Below are 15,739 nucleotides of genomic sequence, written 5' to 3'. Positions count from 1 at the left end.
TCTGGGCCCCTGCCGTGCTAGGACCGGCCCATGGCCCATTCCGACTTCCGCACGCCTCGTCTCCACGTCCCGGGTCCGATCGCCGAGGGCGCCACGGTCCCGCTGGAGCGGGAGCAGGCCAACTATCTCCTCGCCGTGCTCCGGCTCGCCGACGGCGCGTCCGTCCTCGTTTTCGACGGCGCGTCCGGCGAGTTCCGCGCCCGCGTGGTCCAGACCGGCCGGAAGGCCGCCGAACTCGCCGTGGAGGCCCGCAGCCGGCCGCAGCCGCCCGCGCCGGATCTCCTTTATCTGTTCGCGCCGCTGAAGCACGCCCGGCTCGACTACATGGTCCAGAAGGCGGTGGAGATGGGCGTCGGCCGCATGCGTCCCGTGCTGACCCAGCACACCCAGGCAAGCCGGGTTAACCTGGAGCGCATGCAGGCGAATGTCGTCGAGGCGGCCGAGCAGTGCGGCGTCCTCCATGTGCCCGCGGTGGAGCCGGAGGAGAAGCTCGACCGCGCGCTCGCCCGCTTCGCCGTCGACGAGCCCGGCCGGCGGCTGATCTTCTGCGACGAGGGCGAGGAGACGACCAATCCCGTGACGACGCTCGCGGCGCTGGGGCCGGGGCCGCTCGCCGTGCTGATCGGCCCGGAAGGCGGCTTCTCCGACGCGGAACGGCGCACCCTCCGCGCGCTGCCCTTCGTCACCCCGATCCCCCTCGGCCCCCGCATCCTTAGGGCCGACACCGCTGCCGTGGCCGCCCTCGCGGTGATCCAGGCGACGGTCGGGGACTGGTAAGGACGCGCACGACGCTTCCACGCGTCGACGGCTGCTTGCCGGGTTCGTCACGGCGGGCCGTCCTCCCGCCATCCGTGCCTGCGGACCGCCGACCCGAACGCCGTCACCCCGGCGAAGGCCGGGGCTCAACCGACCGTCGCGAACCCGCCAGCGCTCGCCTGAGCCCTCCGCCAGCATGAACCCGGCTTTCGCCGGGATGACGGTCGCGGTCGGGCGGGTGCTCTGGACGAACGCTCCACGTAAGCCGCGGAACGACCGTCCCTTTCGAGACCGAAAGCCCCCTCCAGGACCGAACGGCCCCATCTGGGACCGATCACTCCCCCGTCACCGCGCCAGCTTCACCCAGGCCCGCGCCACCTCCAGGCCGGTCGCGTCCGCCGTCGCGCCCAGCGTGTGGCGGTCGCGTTCGTGGCGGGCCGGCCATTCGGCGGCGTCACCCTTGAGGAGGTGCGGGTAGCCGTTCGTCCACTCCGACACCAACGTCCGGTCGGCCTCGAAGTGGAACTGGATGCCGTAAACGGCCCGGCCGATCCGGAACGCCTGGTTGGCGGTCTGCTCGCTGGAGGCGAGGTGGATGGCGTCGGGCGGCAGGGTGAACGTGTCCGTGTGCCAGTGGAACAGCGGCGCGCCGTCGCCGAGGGCGGAAATCACCGGGTCGCGGCGGCCCTCGTCCGTGGGCGTCACCGTCTTCCAACCGATCTCGATCGGCCGGCCGAGGATGTTGGTGGCCCCGTGGCCCCGCGCGACCACCTGGCTGCCGAGGCAGATGCCGAGCACCGCCTTGTCGTCCGCCCCGAACGCGCGGGTCAGCCGGGCGAGCGCCGGCAGATAGGGGTGCTCGTCGTCCGCAAGGGCGTTCTGCCCGCCGCCGAGCACAACCAGCCCGTCGTAGCCGCCGCTCGTCTCCGGCAGCGGATCGCCCTTGTACATGAGGCGCAGGTCCACCTCCGCCTCCGCCTCGGCGAGAGCCCGCGCGACGAGGCCGAGATGGGTGCCGGCATAGTTTTCCACCACGAGAATGCGCATGAGGGGTCCGGGAAGGTTCGGGACGATTTGTGATCACACTACAGGGCGCTCCGGTCGATGGAAACCCGATCCGGCGCGGATGAGACGCGCGGCGGCGGCATGGCGAACCGGACGGGCCGGCGGCGGATCCTCCGAAAATCGGGTGGCGCGGCTTTGCCGGGTCGGGCAAAACTGAACAGCGGGCGCGGCCTTCGGGGCACGATCGCCCGAAGGAGGCCGCGCCAGACGGCCAGTGCCGGAGGACTGCCCATGGACCCGATGACCCTGATCGCCTTCGCGGTGGCGTTCGCGATCGCGGCCGCCTCGCCCGGACCCGGCATGGCGGCGATCGTGGCGCGCGGCCTCGGCGCCGGCTTCCGGGGCGCGTTCCCGATGGTGCTCGGGCTCGTCGCCGGCGATCTCGTCTACCTGTCCTTCGCGGTGTTCGGGCTCGCGGCCGTGGCGCAGAGCTTCGGGACGGTGTTCCTCGTCATCAAGTACATCGGCGCCGCCTATCTGGTCTATCTGGCGGTGAAGCTCTGGACGGCGAACCCCACCGCGTCGGACGTGGCCGCCTCCAAGGAGCAGGGGCCCTGGCGCACCTTCGCGGCGGGCCTGTCGCTGACGCTCGGCAATCCGAAGACCATGGTCTTCTACCTCGCCCTCCTGCCCACCCTGGTGCCGCTCGACCGGTTGACCGCGCTCGGCTTCGCCGAACTCGCCGGCATCGTCATGGTCCTCCTCACGCTGATCGGCTCCGCCTACGCGGCCGCCGCGTCCGGCGCGCGCGACCTCTTCCGTAGCCCGCGGGCGCTCCGCCGGCTCAACCGCTCCGCCGGCGTCATGATGGCGGGCGCGGCCGCCGCCGTGGTGGCGCGCTGACGCGGCGTGCGTGCGATCGCAACGATCCATCAATTCGTGTGATCAATTCGATCACGAAACGCGGTTGGACCTTTGCTGCGGCGCGGCGCACATAGGAGAGCGCCGCGTTCGTCGTTTCCGGCCCGGCGGCAGAGGCTCTTCGATTGGACCCCCGATGACCGCCATGGCCCCGACCGACGCTGCCGCCGCAAGGCCGCAGCTTGCGCCCTTCACGCTGTTCGACTTCGCCCTCTACGCCATTACGGTGTTCGCCTGGTCGACGAGCTGGATCGCCCTCAAGATGCAGGTCGGCACCGTGGCGCCGGAAGTGTCGGTCGCCTGGCGCTTCATCCTGTCCGCCATGATCATGATCGGCTGGGTCGCCGCCGCCGGGCAGAAGTTCCGGTTTCCGCTGAAGGATCACGCCCGTTTCGCCATCCAGGGCGCGCTTCTCTTCTCCACCAACTTCTACCTCTTCTATCTCGGCGGCCAGGTCCTCGCCTCCGGCCTCTTGTCGGTGGTCTTCTCGCTCGCCTCCGTGGTGAACCTCGTCATGGCGGCCGTGGTGTTCCGCCAGGGCATCGTGCCCCGGGTCGCGCTCGGCGCGCTCATCGGCTTCGTCGGCATCGGGCTGGTGTTCTGGCCGGAGATCGCCGGGGCGGAGTTCGACCACGCGGCCGCCGTCGGGCTCGGCTTCTGCATCGCCGGCACGGTCAGCTTCTGCACCGGCAACATGATCTCCGGCGCCAACCAGGCGCGCGGCCTGCCGGTGGTCTCCACCAACGCGTGGGGCATGGTCTATGGCGCCGGCGTCATGGTGGCGCTCGCGCTCGTCAACGGCCGCACCTTCGAGATCGAGTGGACGACCGCCTACATCGGCAGCCTGTTCTGGCTCTCGATCGTCTCGTCGGTGATCGCCTTCGCGTCCTACCTGACGCTCCTCGGCCGCATCGGCGCGGCCCGGGCCGGCTACGCCACCGTCATCTTCCCGGTGTTCGCCCTCGGCATCTCCACCGTGTTCGAAGGCTATGTGTGGACGCCCGTCGCCATCGCCGGCCTCATGGCCGTCATCGTCGGCAACCTCGTGGTCCTCAGCCGCGGCAAGCGCTGAGGCCGACCTCCCGTCACTCGGCCGCCACCACCACCGGCGACGACACCACCGACAGGTTGCCCAGCGACGTGGTGATGTGGTTGGCGAGCGCGTCGTGGATCGGGTGCTTGGCGTGTTCGGCCCGGATCAGGCCGATCTCCGTCCAGGACAGGTCCGGGAAGCCCTCCCGGGCGCCGAGCACGCGCATATTGGCGCGCAGCGCGCTTTCCGGCAGCACCGAAACCGCCAGCCCCGCCAGCACCGCCCCGGTCTGGGCGAGCGCCGCGCCGCTCGTATAGACCACCCGGAAGCGCCGGCCGATGCGGTCCAGCGCCCGCACCGCCTCCGACCGCCAGCAGCAGTCCTCCGGGCCGAGGGCGAGCGGCAGCGGGTCGAGCTCGTGGGTGCAGTGGTCGCGGGCGGAAACCCAATAGAGCTGCTCGCGGCGGATCACCTCGCCGGCCGACGGGAAATTGCCGCCGTAGCTGATGATGCCGAGGTCCAGCTCGCTGTTGCGGATCATCTCGTGGATCACCGATGTGCGCTGGCAGTCCACGTAGATGTCAATCGCCGGATTGATGCGGCTGAAGCCGGCGAGCACCATCGGCAGCAGCCGGTCGGCGTAGTCGTCCGGAATGCCGAGCCGGATGGTGCCGGCAAGGCCCGGGTCCAGGAAGGCCGACAGGGTCTCGTCGTTGAGGCGGATCATCCGCCGGGCGTATTCCAGCAGCCGGCGCCCGTCCTCCGTCAGCCGGCTCTGCCGTCCGTCGCGGGTGAAGATCGGACGGCCGACCCGCTCCTCCAGGCGCCGCATCTGCATGCTGACCGCCGACTGGGTCTTGTGCACCACGTCGGCGGCGGCCGTGAAGGAGCCCATCTCGGCGATGGCCACGAAGGTGCGGAGCTGGTCGAGGTCGAGGACGTTCATGGGAACTCCCGGAGCGAGAGGACGGCGTTCGGTTTTCGGGTCGCGGACAGCGCGTCCGCGGGTGATATTCGTCACAGACCCGCCGTCGATCGGCATGCGATCCACGGCGGGCAGGCCGATCGGGTCTGACCAACCATCAACGCCTGTGATGACTTAGATTACAAACATTCGTTGGACCGATCAATAGAGGTCCGGCAATCTGGTCCCATCGGACATCGACCTTCACGACCGCCGGGCAGCCCCGTCTGCCCGAACGGGGAAGCTTTGCCCGCGGACGGAAAACCTTCGAGGAGACGACCATGACCATCATCATAGACCACCGGAGCAGCGCCCGGCGCGGCTCCATCCTCGGCTCCATCGGCCGGGGCCTTCTGTCGGCCGGGCTCTGGCTCGTCCGGATCGTCAGCGCGGAGATCGACCGGCGGCGCACGTTTGCGCTTCTGGAGATGGACGATCGCATGCTGACAGATCTCGGTATCAGCCGGGGCGATGTTCATCAGGCGCTGTCGAGCGAGGCCGGAGAGAAGCCCAGCCAGCGGTTGGCGGACTTGAGGGCCGCCCAGATCAGCGCCCGCCGTGCCCAGATCGAGGAGATGAGGAGGGAAGCGCGTGCCGCACGCTGACGTCGCCACCATCGTGACGACGTCCCGGGCCGGGTGCCGGCGGCAGGCCAGGGAAACATAAGCGTCGTCGATTGGTGCCATCAACAACATTCGTTGGACTGATCGACGACGCGTCTGCATGGTGCCGACGTTTCCAACTTCCCCCCTCAACCCACCAACCGTCCCGACGCCCGACGTTACGCGGCGCACGACCATTTTTCTGTTTTTCGGGGAGACTGCCATGATCACGTCCAAGACAGCCACCAGCCGGCCCGTCCCTTCGGGCGCCGCGACCATCGCGGCCGTGCTTCGCGTGGTGTTTCGCGGCTTTGCCGACGCCTGGACGGTCATGCAGAACCGCCGGCGTCTGAAAGGCATCGCCGAGCTCGACGACTATCTGCTCGCCGACATTGGCCTGACACGCGACGACCTGCGCACCGCTTACGCCTTGCCGGTCCATCGCGACCCGACCGAGTACCTGGCCGACCTGTCGACCGAACGCCGCACGCGCGGCATTCGCCTGCTCGACAGGGCCGAGCCTCTCGGCCCGGGCCTGCGCTGCGCCGCCACGGGCAAGCCGCTGCTGCGCCTCGTCGCCGACGACCGGAGGAGATCCGAATGACACATCTGCAGATCGAGGACTGCGTGAACGACGTCTGCCCCTGGACGGGCAAGCCGGTCTCGGCCGACGCGCTCACCCGCTACAAGGGCAAGGTGATCGGCTTCGCCGACCGCCGCAGCCGCGACGCCTTCCTGGCCGCCATCGTGGCCTTCGAGACCGCCATCCTGGCTCCGCCGCGGGTGGTCTCCTGCAAGGCCGCGGCCTGACGCCCTGACCGCCGCCCCGCACGGGCGGTCCTGACGGATACCGGCCCCCTGCCGGTCCACCTGGGGCGGCTTCCCCACACCGGGAGCCGCCCATTTTTCTTGGGCGTGCCGGACGTCTGCCCGACGGCCGCCACCGTCAGCCCAGCTTGATCCCGTAGACCTTCTCGAAGGCTTTCCGGCTCGCCTCGTTCATCTCGAACCCGGCGTCGAAGAGCTTGCCCCAGGTCTCCATGCCTTCCGGCCACTCGACGCCGGTGGCGGACTTCTTCTTCGGCTTGCCTTCCGCATAGCCCTTCAGGAAGGCCTTCATGGCGTCCTTGTAGGGGTTGGTCAGCACGTCGAACGGGCTGGCCGCGTCGTCCGTCGGGCCCGACCAGGCCTTCATCACGGGCGCGAAAGGGCTTTCCTCGATCTGCTTCACCACGCCGCCGAACACGGTGGCCGCCATGGTGGGCATCACCTTCGACACCACGTCGGCGCCGACGCCGGTCGCGGCCGCCGCCTGTTCGGCGATCACCGAGGCGGCCTCTCCGGACCCGAACATCCGCTCCAGGGCGATCCGCCCGGCCTCGGTGGCGGCGGGCGAGACCGCCGCCCGGGCGTCCTCGAAGGCGGCGCGAAACTTGTCCGGGTCGAGCAGGTCGCTCACGGTGGCCGGCGACGTCATCTCGGTCAGGCTCTTCTTCAGGCCCAGCGAGTAGAGCGGCAGGAGCGTCATCATCAGCTTCTCGACGTCCGTCCGCTTCAGCCCATAGGCCGCGGCGATGTTGTCGATCGCCTGCCCGCCCTGGGCCTGACGCATCAAGTCTGCGAACGTGAACATCGGCATTCCTCCGAACGGCCGCGGCCGCGCTGCAGCCATCATCGGCCGCACGAGCACGTCCCGTCAAACGGCCATTCAGTAAACGTGATCCGCGAACACCGGTTCGAGCGATCCGTCCCAGCTGGTCCGATAGCGATCGAGCAGGATCTCCGCCTGGGTCCTGCCAAGCGCCAGCGTCTCCTCCACGGGCGCCAGATACACCGTCTCGTCCGCGCCGGCGCTGTTCAGCCGGGCGCGGCGGGCGAGCCCCTCGCGGGACAGGGCCACCGCCCGGCGGGCGAGGTCGAGCACGGTGCCGCTTCGGAACGGGGTGGCGAGGGCCGTCGTCGGCACCCGGTCGCGCAAGGTCTGGCGCTCCTCCGTCGACCAGTCCTTGACCAGGTCGTAGGCGGCGTCGAGCGACGTTGCGTCATAGAGGAGGCCGACCCAGAAGGCCGGCAGCGCGAGAATGCGGCGGAGCGACCCGGTGTCGGCGCCCCGCATCTCCAGGAAACGCTTCAGGCGCACCTCCGGGAAGAGGGTGGACAGGTGGTTGTCCCAGTCGCCCCGGGTCGGCACCACGCCCGGCAACTCGTCGCGAAGCGCGCCGTCCAGGTACTGGCGGAAGGTCACGTGGGTGGCCGGGTGGTAGCGCTCGCGCTTGACGAAATACATCGGCACGTCGAGCGCCCAGTCCACGTAGCGCTCGAAGCCGTAGCCGTCCTCGAACACGAACGGGATCATGCCGGCGCGGGCGTTGTCCGTGTCGCGCCAGATCTCCGACCGTTCGGACAGGCGGCCCGTGGGCCTGCCGTCCAGGAAGGGCGAGTTGGCGAAGAGCGCGGTCGCGATCGGCTGCAGCGCCACCGACACGCGCATCTTCTTCACCATGTCGGCTTCGCTGGCGAAGTCCAGGTTCACCTGCACGGTGGCGGTCCGGTACATCATGTCGAGGCCGCGGCTGCCGACCTTCGGCATGTAGTCGGTCATGATCCGGTAGCGCGACTTCGGCATCACCGGCGTCTCCGCCAGCGACCAGACCGGGCTCGCGCCGAGCGTCAGGAAGCCGATGCCGAGCGGGTCGGCGATCTGGCGCACCTGCGCCATGTGGGCGTGGGTCTCCGAACAGGTCTGGTGCAGCGTCTCCACCGGCGCGCCGGACAGCTCGAACTGCCCGCCCGGCTCCAGGCTGATGGCGCCGCCGCCGGTCGGGTCCACGAGGCCGATCGGCCGGCCGTCATCGAGGATCGGCTCCCAGCCGAGCAGCCCCTCCATGCCCTCCAGGAGCTGGCGAATCCCGCCCTGGCCTTCATAGGGCACCGGACGGCGGTCGGCCTTGCGGAAGCCGACCTTCTCGTGCTCGGTGCCGATCCGCCAATTCTGCGGTGGCTTGCTGCCGCTCTCCAGGCGTTCGATCAGCGCATGGCGCGACGTGATCGGCGTATCGTCGGACGTGTCTCGCGCCATCGAAGGGGCGTCTCCAGGAGTGCGGGCCGGCGGACACTAGCCGTGCGGCGATGCGGGATCAATCAGGCGATATTCACGACCGGGAGAGGACGTTGGCGGACGGAGCGTTCTCCACCTCCGACGTTCTGGCCGCGTCGGGCAGGCCATCCACGCATAATCCCCTTTCCCGGCGCGGATCCGCCCCCCACTCTCTCCCTCCACCGTCACGGTCCGTGCACGCGAACCACTCCCGCAGGGCCCCCCCGCAGCTCACGCCCGGCGTCCGCGCTCCCGCCCGGAGGCTTTTGCTTTCCGCCGTCATGGCTGGTAACGTCTGTTCAAACACGACGATGCGGATCGCGCTCGAGCCCACACGGGTTCGCGCGGCCCGCCGGAGACATGATGTGAACGACGCGGGCGAATCGAGCGGCCGCGCAGAGTCCGTGCCTTCCAGGCCTTCGGCTGGCGATCAGCCGGACGGGAAGCCGGGCGCCCTGTCCAAGCGTGCGGCACGGCGCCGGCGCAAGAGACGGCCGGCGTCGGCGACCGGGGAGTCGGACCGGGCGGACAGAGCCTCTGCGCAGTCCCACACCGATCGGGCGGCTTCCGATCGGGCACCCACCCATCGACCGGCCCCGGCCGACCGGGCGCCGAAGCCGGCCGCCGACAAGCCGGCGCGCGGCCCTAAGCCGCGCAAGCGCGCCGGCCGGTCAGCCAAGCGTCCGGACGAGGCGTTGCGCGGCATGCGCCAGCCGAGTCACGGCTCCGACGGCGACGGCGCCCGCCGGCGCGACGGCGACCGCCGCCGCTCCCAGCCCCCGCGCGACCGCCGCCCCGACGACCGCCGCCCCGACGACCACGCGCCCGACCGCCACCCGGCCGGCCGCCACGCCGCTGAGCGGCATCCGCCCGACCGCGCCGCTCCGCCCGCCATCGAGGCGGACCGCCGGCCGCCCCGGCGCGCGCCCCGGGGCAACCCGGTCTACGCCGCCCTCGACCTCGGCACCAACAACTGCCGCCTTCTCATCGCCGAACCGCAGGAGCGCGGCTTCCGGGTGGTGGACGCCTTCTCGCGCATCGTCCGCCTCGGCGAGGGCATCGGCCGCTCCGGCCGCCTGTCCGACGCCGCCATGGACCGCGCCGTGGAGGCGCTCGCCGTCTGCCGCGAGAAGATGGGCGACTTCAACGTCCGCCGCATGCGCCTCATCGCCACCGAGGCCTGCCGCGCGGCCGAGAACGGCCCCATCTTCCTGGAGCGCGTGCGCCACGAGACCGGCCTCAGCCTGGAGATCGTGAACCGCGAGACCGAGGCCCGCCTCGCCGTCGCCGGCTGCGCCACCCTCGTCGACCCGCGCGCCGACGGCGTCCTCCTGTTCGACATCGGCGGCGGCTCGTCCGAACTCGTCTGGCTGGATCTGCGCCGCCGCGGCGACGCCAAGGGCTTCGCGCTCACCCGCTTCATCAAGGCCTGGACGTCGCTGCCCGTCGGCGTCGTCACCCTGTCGGAGCGGCACGGCGGCGTCAGCGTCACGCCCGGCGTGTTCGAGGACATGGTCGCCGAGGTGGCCGAGATGGCCGAGGCTTTCCCGGACGCCGCCGAGATCGGCCCGCTCATCGCCGCCGGCCGCGTCCATCTTCTCGGCACCTCCGGCACCGTCACCACGCTCGCCGGCATGCATCTCGGCCTCAAGCGCTACGACCGCCGTCGGGTCGACGGCGTCTGGCTGTCCGCCGGCGACATCGACGCCATGATCGACCGCCTCATCAGCATGGAGTTCGCCGACCGGGTGTCGAACCCGTGCATCGGCGCCGACCGGGCCGACCTGGTGCTCGCCGGCTGCGCCATCCTGGAGGCGATCCGCCGCCGCTGGCCGTGCGACCGGCTGCGCGTGGCCGACCGCGGCCTGCGCGAGGGCATCCTCGTGGAACTCATGGCCCGCGACGGCGTCTGGCGTCGACGGCCGCCCGCGCCCGCCCGCGCCCCGGCCCCCGCGGCGACCTGATCCCGTTCAGCCCGGCCTCGCCCGCCCGGCCCATTCGAAGGACGACGTCCCTTGAGCAACGACAAGACCTCCGGCAAGGCCGGCGCGTCCGGGAAGGCCGGCCACAAGGGCCGCGCCGATACCGGCCTCAAGGTCCGGGTAAAGACCGCCCGCGGCCGCACCGCGTCCTCCACCCGCTGGCTGGAGCGGCAGCTGAACGACCCCTACGTGGTCAAGGCCCGCAAGGAGGGCTGGCGATCGCGCGCCGCCTACAAGCTGATCGAGATCGACGAGAAGTACGGCCTTCTGAAGCGCGGCATGCGCGTGGTGGACCTCGGCGCCGCCCCCGGCGGCTGGTGTCAGGTGGCCGCCAAGCGCACCGGCTCCACGCCCGAGAACCCGCTCGTCGTCGGCATCGACTACCTGGAGGTGGACTCCATCCCCGGCGTCGTCCTCCTCCAGAAGGACTTCCTCGACCCCGACGCCCCGGACGCCCTCATGGCCGCCCTCGGCGGCCACGCGCCCGACGTGGTCCTCTCCGACATGGCGGCCCCCACGACCGGCCATCACAAGACCGATCACCTGCGCACCACCCACCTCTGCGAGGTCGCCGCCGCCTTCGCGGTCGACGTCCTGAAGCCCGGCGGCGCCTTCCTCGCCAAGGTCTTCCGCGGCGGCACCGAGAACGAGCTCCTCACGCTCCTGAAGCAGAACTTCAGCGTCGTGAACCACATCAAGCCCCCGGCGAGTCGTCAGGAAAGCGTCGAGATGTACGTCTGCGCCCGCGGCTTCAAAGGCCGCAAGCCGGACACGATCAGCGACGCCACTGAAGCGTAACCCCCCGTCGCCGGCCCGCTCCACCGCCCGTCATGGTCCGCGCACGCGGACTGCCCGTGCAGACCTCCACGCCGCTGTTTCATTCCTGTTTTGTCCGCCCGTGCGGGCCGAGACGATCGGGACGGAGGGGGCGGGGGTGGGGAGACGGATGTCGGCTGGGCGTCACCCCGGCGAAAGCCGGGGCCCGACGGACGGCCGCCCCATCCGCGCCGGCAGAGCCGTTCGCAAGGTCAACCGTCACGCCGACGTTCGCCTGGACGACGGCCCCGGCCGGGCCTGCCCTGCCTCACCCCGTCACGATCACGTGCAGGCTGCGCGGCCCATGGGCGCCGAGGAGCAGCGTCTGCTCGATGTCGGCGCTTCTCGACGGGCCGGTCACGAAATTCACCGTGCGGGGCATCACGCCCTTGCCAAGGCGGGCGCGGAGATCCCGCCAGACGGTCTCGTAGTCGCCGCCGATCGTCCCCGCGTCCACCACGACCACGTGCACGTCCGGCAGGAAGTTCAGCGTGGTCGGGTTGTCCGGCCCGGAGGTGAGCACGAGCGTGCCGGTCTCGGCGACGCCCGCAGCCGCATGGCTGACGCAGACGAGGTCCGACCCGTCGCTCGGCCCCGACAGCACCTCCACCCCGGCACCCACCGCCCAGTCGAGCCCGGCGAGTCGCGGGTCGGCGCCGATTCGCACCCGCTGGGGCAGGTTGTGGCGCCGGAGAAAGTCGGCGACGGCGGCCGGCACGTCCGCGGCGGACGCCACCCGCTCGGTGGTCGCTTGCACGCCCTCCGCCTTGGCGACGAAGAGCGCCACCCGGTCGGCCGGGTCGAGCTGGCCGCGCGCCGGCACGACGCCGGCGGGCGCGCGGGTGATCCGGTCCGCCACCGCCGCCCGGCGGGTGACGTCCGTGCCGGAGACGCCGAGGTTGCGGCGGACCCGGTTCAGGATGGCGTCGCGCGTGGCGGTCATGCGGCCCTCCGGCGTTTGGCCCATTCGGCCTGGAAGGTGGAGCCCTGCGGAGCCGGCATGTCGCGATACTTCGTCCAGCCGCTCGCGAGCGGCAGGCTCCTGAACCGGCCGGACCCGCGGCCGAGCATCCCGAGCGTCCCCATGGCGACGCGCGTCGCCAGCCGGTAGAGGCGCGGCCGGGTGGCGAAGAAGGCCCAGGTCTTCAGGCTCCAGCGGGCGGTCGGCGGGGTCAGGTGGCGCTCGAACTCCCGCTCCCGCCAGTGGCGCATCAGCTTCGGCAGCGGAATGCGCATGGGGCAGACGCTCTCGCACCGGCCGCAGAAGGTGGAGGCGTTCGGCAAGTGGCCGCCCTTCTCCACCCCGATCAGCGTCGGCGTCAGCACCGCCCCCATGGGGCCGGGATAGACCCAGCCGTACGCATGGCCGCCGATGGCGTGGTAGACCGGGCAGTGGTTCATGCAGGCGCCGCAGCGGATGCAGCGGAGCATGTCCTCGAACTCGGTGCCCAGCATGGCCGAGCGCCCGTTGTCGAGGAGCACCACGTGATACTCCTCCGGCCCGTCCGGATCGCCCGGCCGGCGCGGCCCGGTGGAGAAGGTGGTGTAGACGCTCATCTCCTGCCCGGTCGCCGAGCGGGCGAGCACGCGCAGGATCTGCGAGGCGTCCTCCAGGGTCGGGGTGATCTTCTCCAGCGAGGCGATCACCACGTGGACGCGCGGCAGGATCTGGGTGAGGTCGCCGTTACCCTCGTTGGTGACGATCACCGAGGTGCCGGTCTCGGCGATCAGGAAGTTCGCCCCCGTGATGCCGACGTCCGCCGCCAGGAACTTCTGGCGCAGCTCGCCGCGGGCCTCCGCGAGCAGGCTCGTCGGCTCCGAAAGGTCGCGCTTGGGATCGAGGTGGGTGTGCACCCGGCGGAACTCGGCCTCCACCTCTTCCTTGTTCACGTGCACGGCGGGCGCGATGATGTGGCTCGGCGCCTCGCCGCGCAGCTGGATGATGTATTCGCCGAGATCGGTCTCCACCGGCGTCACGCCGTTGGCCTCCAGGAAGCCGTTCAGCCCGATCTCCTCGGAGATCATCGACTTGCCCTTGGTCACCGTGCGGGCGCCCGCCTTGCGGCAGATGTCGAGCACGATCTTGTTGGCGGCATCCGCGTCGGCGGCCCAGTGCACGTGGCCGCCGGCCTCGGTCACCTTGCGCTCGTAGGCCTCCAGGTAGAGGTCCAGATGCTTCAGCGTGTGGGTCTTGATGTCCCGCGCGGCGTCGCGCAGGGCCTCGAACTCGGGCAGGTTGGCGGCCGCCTGGGCGCGCCGCTCGATGAAGTTGCGCTCCACGTTGCCCATCGCCTTCTGGAGGGGCGGCGAGAGCATCGCCTCGTGGGCGTTCTCCTTGAAGCGCGGGGAGGTGATGACGTGCGCGGTCATTCGGGCAGGTAATCCTCGTCGCGGAGCGGGTCGACGCTCCAGGGGCACTCGGGCGGGAAGGCGGTCCGGGGAAGGCCCGTCTCGATCGAGGCTTCCTTCACCGCATGCCGGTAGACGTCGGCCACGATGGTCCTGGCGTTCGCCTTGAGAGACGGGTTCCGGCTCTCCCGTTGATCGATGTTCGCCCGTTCGCGGCCGATCGTGATCTCCCACGAAGCCGACCGGAGCTGGGGCTGGACCTGCCACTTCAGGAGGTGGGCGATCAGGAGCCGGTAGGAGGATCCCAGGGCATGCCGGATCTCGCTGCCCATGCTCTCCAGCTCCTCGATCACGTTCGGAAGGTCCACCTCGTCGAAGCGCCGCTGGCGCAGCAGTTCGGCCTGCTCCAACAGCCAGGCATGGACGTCGTCCTCGTAGTCGGTCGGCTCTGGGTAGAGAGGCGTTTCCTTCGCGCGTCCCATGGCGACCTCCGGGCGCTCCTGTTCGGTGACCGCGTCCATCATGCCACCGTTTTCCCGCCCTTGCGCGCCTCGCCGATGGCGGGACCGTCAGCCATGCCGGCCAGCACCTCGGCCACGTGGCGCACCTCCACGGCCGAGCCCTGGCGCTTCAGCTTGCCGGCCATGTTGAGAAGGCAGCCAAGGTCGCCGGCGAGCAGGGTGTCGGCGCCCGAAAGGGCCACGTTGGCGGTCTTCTTGGAGACGATCTTGTCGGAGATCTCGCCGTACTTGACGCAGAAGGTGCCGCCGAAGCCGCAGCAGACCTCCGCGTCCGGAAGGTCCCGCAGGGACAGGCCGTCCACCGTGGCGAGAAGCGCGCGCGGCTGCGCCTTGATGCCGAGCTCGCGCAGGCCCGAGCAGCTGTCGTGGTAGGTGACCGTGCCCGAATGGCGCGCGTCCACGGCCGAGACGCCGAGCACGTCGGTGAGGAAGCTGACGAGTTCGAACGTCTTCGCCGACAGGGCGTCGGCGCGCGGGCTCCAGTTCGGGTCGTCCTGGAAGAGTTCGCCGTAGTGGGCCTTGATCATGCCGGCGCACGAGCCGGACGGCGCCACCACGAAATCATAGCCCTCGAAGGCCCGGATCACGCCCTCCGCGATCGCCTTCGCGTCGGCCTTGTCGCCGGAATTGTAGGCGGGCTGGCCGCAGCAGGTCTGGGCGGCAGGCACCTCCACGGTGCAGCCGGCGTCCTCCAGCAGCTTGACGGCGGCCCATCCGACGGTCGGTCGGTAGAGGTCCACGAGGCAGGTGACGAAGAGGGCGACGCGCGGGCCGGTCCCGGTCGGGGTCATCGGTTGTCCTCAGGTGCGGGAGAAGGGGGCTGGGCGACGGCGATCTCCGAGCCGCGCCGGCTCCGTCGGTTGCGGCCGTCGAGCCGGGCGGACGCGAGCTCCAGGCGCATCTCGGCGATGGACTCGCGAAGGCCGGCGCTCTCCCGCTCGCGGACGGCGACGGCCACGAAGGTCATGTGGGCGGCCGCGGCGGCGCGGGCCGCCTCGGCGTCGCCCGCCATCACGGCGTCGAAGATCGCCCTGTGCTGGGCGAACAGCAGGTCCCGGCTGTCTGCGTGGGTGTAGAGAAGGCCGCGGTTGTAGAAGACGCCGTCGGCGAGCAGGCGGTAGCAGGCCCGCAGCGTATGCAGCAGGATGGTGTTGTGGGCCGACTCCGACACCGCCATGTGGAATTCCACGTCGAGTTCCGCCTCCAGGCGGAAGTCCTGCTCCCGGTGGGCGGCTTCCAGGGCCGCCATGATGCGGGTGAGCAGCGCCTTGTCGGCGGTGGTCGCCCGCTCGGCCGCGAGCCCCGCCGCCACCGCGTCGATCTCCCGGCGATACTCCAGGAAGTCGGCCGCGGCCTTCGGATGATCGCGCACCAGGCCGACGATCGGCTCGCGGAACACCTCGCCGGTCACGTCCGCCACGAAGGTGCCGCCGCCGTGCCGGGTGACGAGCAGGCCGCGCGCCTCCAGATCCGCCAGGGCGTCCCTCAGGATCGGCCGCGACACGTCCAGGCTTTTGGCCAGTTCCCGCTCGGCCGGAAGCCGGTCGCCGGCGCGCAGCACGCCGTCGAGGATCAGGCCCTCGATCTGGCCGATCACCGCGTCGGCGGTCCGGCTGTGGCTGACTTCCCGGAAGATCATGTCCGTCCGTCTTTCGGCGGCTTGCGCGGTCGCGCATTTGTCGGCACTTTACGC

General features: G+C 70.8%; 17 protein-coding genes. 8 read left to right on the top strand and 9 right to left on the bottom strand.

Translation table 11 applies throughout. The features are described 5' to 3' along the window. The first annotated feature begins 30 nt into the window (after window positions 1-30). Entirely contained in the window at window positions 31-777 is a 747-nt protein-coding gene (locus HND91_RS07780; protein WP_181705979.1) for a 16S rRNA (uracil(1498)-N(3))-methyltransferase, read from the top strand. Between the two features lie 324 nt (window positions 778-1,101). Here the strand turns inward: HND91_RS07780 and HND91_RS07775 are convergent, their stop codons facing one another. Further along, on the bottom strand, window positions 1,102-1,803 hold the full coding sequence (locus HND91_RS07775) for a type 1 glutamine amidotransferase (protein ID WP_181705978.1): 702 nt from the start codon (window positions 1,801-1,803) through the stop codon (window positions 1,102-1,104). A gap of 249 nt (window positions 1,804-2,052) precedes the next feature. Between HND91_RS07775 and HND91_RS07770 the strand changes: the two genes are divergently transcribed. Then, window positions 2,053-2,664: a LysE family translocator gene (locus HND91_RS07770; RefSeq protein WP_246329348.1), complete on the top strand. Its 612-nt coding sequence runs from the start codon at window positions 2,053-2,055 to the stop codon at window positions 2,662-2,664. Between the two features lie 154 nt (window positions 2,665-2,818). Then, window positions 2,819-3,754 (top strand): DMT family transporter, encoded by a 936-nt coding sequence (locus HND91_RS07765; protein WP_181705977.1) that lies wholly within the window; start codon window positions 2,819-2,821, stop codon window positions 3,752-3,754. Between the two features lie 13 nt (window positions 3,755-3,767). On the opposite strand, the gene HND91_RS07760 is transcribed toward HND91_RS07765, so the two are convergent. Beyond that, on the bottom strand, window positions 3,768-4,661 hold the full coding sequence (locus tag HND91_RS07760) for a LysR substrate-binding domain-containing protein (RefSeq protein WP_181705976.1): 894 nt from the start codon (window positions 4,659-4,661) through the stop codon (window positions 3,768-3,770). Between the two features lie 299 nt (window positions 4,662-4,960). Here HND91_RS07760 and HND91_RS07755 point away from each other — a divergent pair, with 299 nt between their 5' ends. The 3 genes from HND91_RS07755 to HND91_RS07745 all read left to right on the top strand — a co-directional run bounded on the left by HND91_RS07755 (window position 4,961) and on the right by HND91_RS07745 (window position 6,091). Next, window positions 4,961-5,284: a YjiS-like domain-containing protein gene (locus HND91_RS07755; RefSeq protein ID WP_181705975.1), complete on the top strand. Its 324-nt coding sequence runs from the start codon at window positions 4,961-4,963 to the stop codon at window positions 5,282-5,284. A 220-nt stretch (window positions 5,285-5,504) separates the two neighbouring features. After that, window positions 5,505-5,885 carry a DUF1127 domain-containing protein gene (locus tag HND91_RS07750; protein WP_181705974.1) on the top strand — a complete coding sequence of 127 codons (381 nt, stop codon included), beginning with the start codon at window positions 5,505-5,507 and terminating at the stop codon, window positions 5,883-5,885. After that, window positions 5,882-6,091, top strand: a complete 210-nt coding sequence (locus tag HND91_RS07745) for a glutathione S-transferase (RefSeq protein ID WP_181705973.1) — start codon at window positions 5,882-5,884, stop codon at window positions 6,089-6,091. The genes HND91_RS07750 and HND91_RS07745 overlap by 4 nt, the downstream gene beginning before the upstream one ends. 136 nt (window positions 6,092-6,227) lie before the next feature. On the opposite strand, the gene HND91_RS07740 is transcribed toward HND91_RS07745, so the two are convergent. Together HND91_RS07740 and HND91_RS07735 are read right to left on the bottom strand one after the other, a co-directional pair. Continuing rightward, a complete protein-coding gene (locus tag HND91_RS07740) occupies window positions 6,228-6,914 on the bottom strand; it encodes a DUF937 domain-containing protein (protein ID WP_181705972.1) in 687 nt (228 codons plus the stop codon). Between the two features lie 75 nt (window positions 6,915-6,989). Further along, the gene (locus tag HND91_RS07735) at window positions 6,990-8,360 is read right to left on the bottom strand and encodes a glutamate--cysteine ligase (RefSeq protein ID WP_181705971.1); all 1,371 of its coding nucleotides are present in this window, start codon (window positions 8,358-8,360) and stop codon (window positions 6,990-6,992) included. Window positions 8,361-9,082: 722 nt separating this feature from the next. On the opposite strand from HND91_RS07735, the gene HND91_RS07730 reads away from it, so the two are divergent. Next, window positions 9,083-10,342: a Ppx/GppA phosphatase family protein gene (locus HND91_RS07730; protein WP_343057199.1), complete on the top strand. Its 1,260-nt coding sequence runs from the start codon at window positions 9,083-9,085 to the stop codon at window positions 10,340-10,342. Window positions 10,343-10,393: 51 nt separating this feature from the next. Continuing rightward, window positions 10,394-11,158, top strand: coding sequence for an RlmE family RNA methyltransferase (locus tag HND91_RS07725; RefSeq protein ID WP_181705969.1), 765 nt, complete (start codon window positions 10,394-10,396; stop codon window positions 11,156-11,158). A gap of 286 nt (window positions 11,159-11,444) precedes the next feature. Here the strand turns inward: HND91_RS07725 and HND91_RS07720 are convergent, their stop codons facing one another. Genes HND91_RS07720 through HND91_RS07700 form a run of 5 tightly spaced genes read right to left on the bottom strand, consistent with a single transcriptional unit; the run spans window position 11,445 to window position 15,685 of the window. Continuing rightward, the gene (locus tag HND91_RS07720; RefSeq protein ID WP_181705968.1) at window positions 11,445-12,119 is read right to left on the bottom strand and encodes a LutC/YkgG family protein; all 675 of its coding nucleotides are present in this window, start codon (window positions 12,117-12,119) and stop codon (window positions 11,445-11,447) included. After that, on the bottom strand, window positions 12,116-13,546 hold the full coding sequence (locus tag HND91_RS07715) for a LutB/LldF family L-lactate oxidation iron-sulfur protein (protein WP_181705967.1): 1,431 nt from the start codon (window positions 13,544-13,546) through the stop codon (window positions 12,116-12,118). Before HND91_RS07715 ends, HND91_RS07720 begins: the two co-directional genes overlap by 4 nt. Beyond that, window positions 13,543-14,049, bottom strand: a complete 507-nt coding sequence (locus HND91_RS07710) for a DUF29 domain-containing protein (protein WP_246329347.1) — start codon at window positions 14,047-14,049, stop codon at window positions 13,543-13,545. Before HND91_RS07710 ends, HND91_RS07715 begins: the two co-directional genes overlap by 4 nt. Next, window positions 14,046-14,837: a (Fe-S)-binding protein gene (locus HND91_RS07705; RefSeq protein WP_181705966.1), complete on the bottom strand. Its 792-nt coding sequence runs from the start codon at window positions 14,835-14,837 to the stop codon at window positions 14,046-14,048. Before HND91_RS07705 ends, HND91_RS07710 begins: the two co-directional genes overlap by 4 nt. Next, window positions 14,834-15,685 (bottom strand): FCD domain-containing protein, encoded by an 852-nt coding sequence (locus HND91_RS07700; RefSeq protein ID WP_181705965.1) that lies wholly within the window; start codon window positions 15,683-15,685, stop codon window positions 14,834-14,836. The genes HND91_RS07705 and HND91_RS07700 overlap by 4 nt, the downstream gene beginning before the upstream one ends. Window positions 15,686-15,739 lie beyond the last annotated feature (54 nt).

The sequence above is a fragment of the Chthonobacter rhizosphaerae genome (assembly GCF_013839525.1).
In the GTDB taxonomy this organism is placed as follows: domain Bacteria; phylum Pseudomonadota; class Alphaproteobacteria; order Rhizobiales; family Pleomorphomonadaceae; genus Chthonobacter; species Chthonobacter rhizosphaerae.
This window is presented reverse-complemented; position numbering and strand designations above follow the sequence as displayed.

What these genes read in the sequence shown, in the direction of transcription:
- HND91_RS07780 (WP_181705979.1), top strand. Translation starts at nt 31, where the DNA reads ATGGCCCATTCCGACTTCCGCACGCCTCGTCTCCACGTCCCGGGTCCG.
- HND91_RS07775 (WP_181705978.1), bottom strand. Translation starts at nt 1,803, where the DNA reads ATGCGCATTCTCGTGGTGGAAAACTATGCCGGCACCCATCTCGGCCTC.
- HND91_RS07770 (WP_246329348.1), top strand. Translation starts at nt 2,053, where the DNA reads ATGGACCCGATGACCCTGATCGCCTTCGCGGTGGCGTTCGCGATCGCG.
- HND91_RS07765 (WP_181705977.1), top strand. Translation starts at nt 2,819, where the DNA reads ATGACCGCCATGGCCCCGACCGACGCTGCCGCCGCAAGGCCGCAGCTT.
- HND91_RS07760 (WP_181705976.1), bottom strand. Translation starts at nt 4,661, where the DNA reads ATGAACGTCCTCGACCTCGACCAGCTCCGCACCTTCGTGGCCATCGCC.
- HND91_RS07755 (WP_181705975.1), top strand. Translation starts at nt 4,961, where the DNA reads ATGACCATCATCATAGACCACCGGAGCAGCGCCCGGCGCGGCTCCATC.
- HND91_RS07750 (WP_181705974.1), top strand. Translation starts at nt 5,505, where the DNA reads ATGATCACGTCCAAGACAGCCACCAGCCGGCCCGTCCCTTCGGGCGCC.
- HND91_RS07745 (WP_181705973.1), top strand. Translation starts at nt 5,882, where the DNA reads ATGACACATCTGCAGATCGAGGACTGCGTGAACGACGTCTGCCCCTGG.
- HND91_RS07740 (WP_181705972.1), bottom strand. Translation starts at nt 6,914, where the DNA reads ATGTTCACGTTCGCAGACTTGATGCGTCAGGCCCAGGGCGGGCAGGCG.
- HND91_RS07735 (WP_181705971.1), bottom strand. Translation starts at nt 8,360, where the DNA reads ATGGCGCGAGACACGTCCGACGATACGCCGATCACGTCGCGCCATGCG.
- HND91_RS07730 (WP_343057199.1), top strand. Translation starts at nt 9,083, where the DNA reads ATGCGCCAGCCGAGTCACGGCTCCGACGGCGACGGCGCCCGCCGGCGC.
- HND91_RS07720 (WP_181705968.1), bottom strand. Translation starts at nt 12,119, where the DNA reads ATGACCGCCACGCGCGACGCCATCCTGAACCGGGTCCGCCGCAACCTC.
- HND91_RS07715 (WP_181705967.1), bottom strand. Translation starts at nt 13,546, where the DNA reads ATGACCGCGCACGTCATCACCTCCCCGCGCTTCAAGGAGAACGCCCAC.
- HND91_RS07710 (WP_246329347.1), bottom strand. Translation starts at nt 14,049, where the DNA reads ATGATGGACGCGGTCACCGAACAGGAGCGCCCGGAGGTCGCCATGGGA.
- HND91_RS07705 (WP_181705966.1), bottom strand. Translation starts at nt 14,837, where the DNA reads ATGACCCCGACCGGGACCGGCCCGCGCGTCGCCCTCTTCGTCACCTGC.
- HND91_RS07700 (WP_181705965.1), bottom strand. Translation starts at nt 15,685, where the DNA reads ATGATCTTCCGGGAAGTCAGCCACAGCCGGACCGCCGACGCGGTGATC.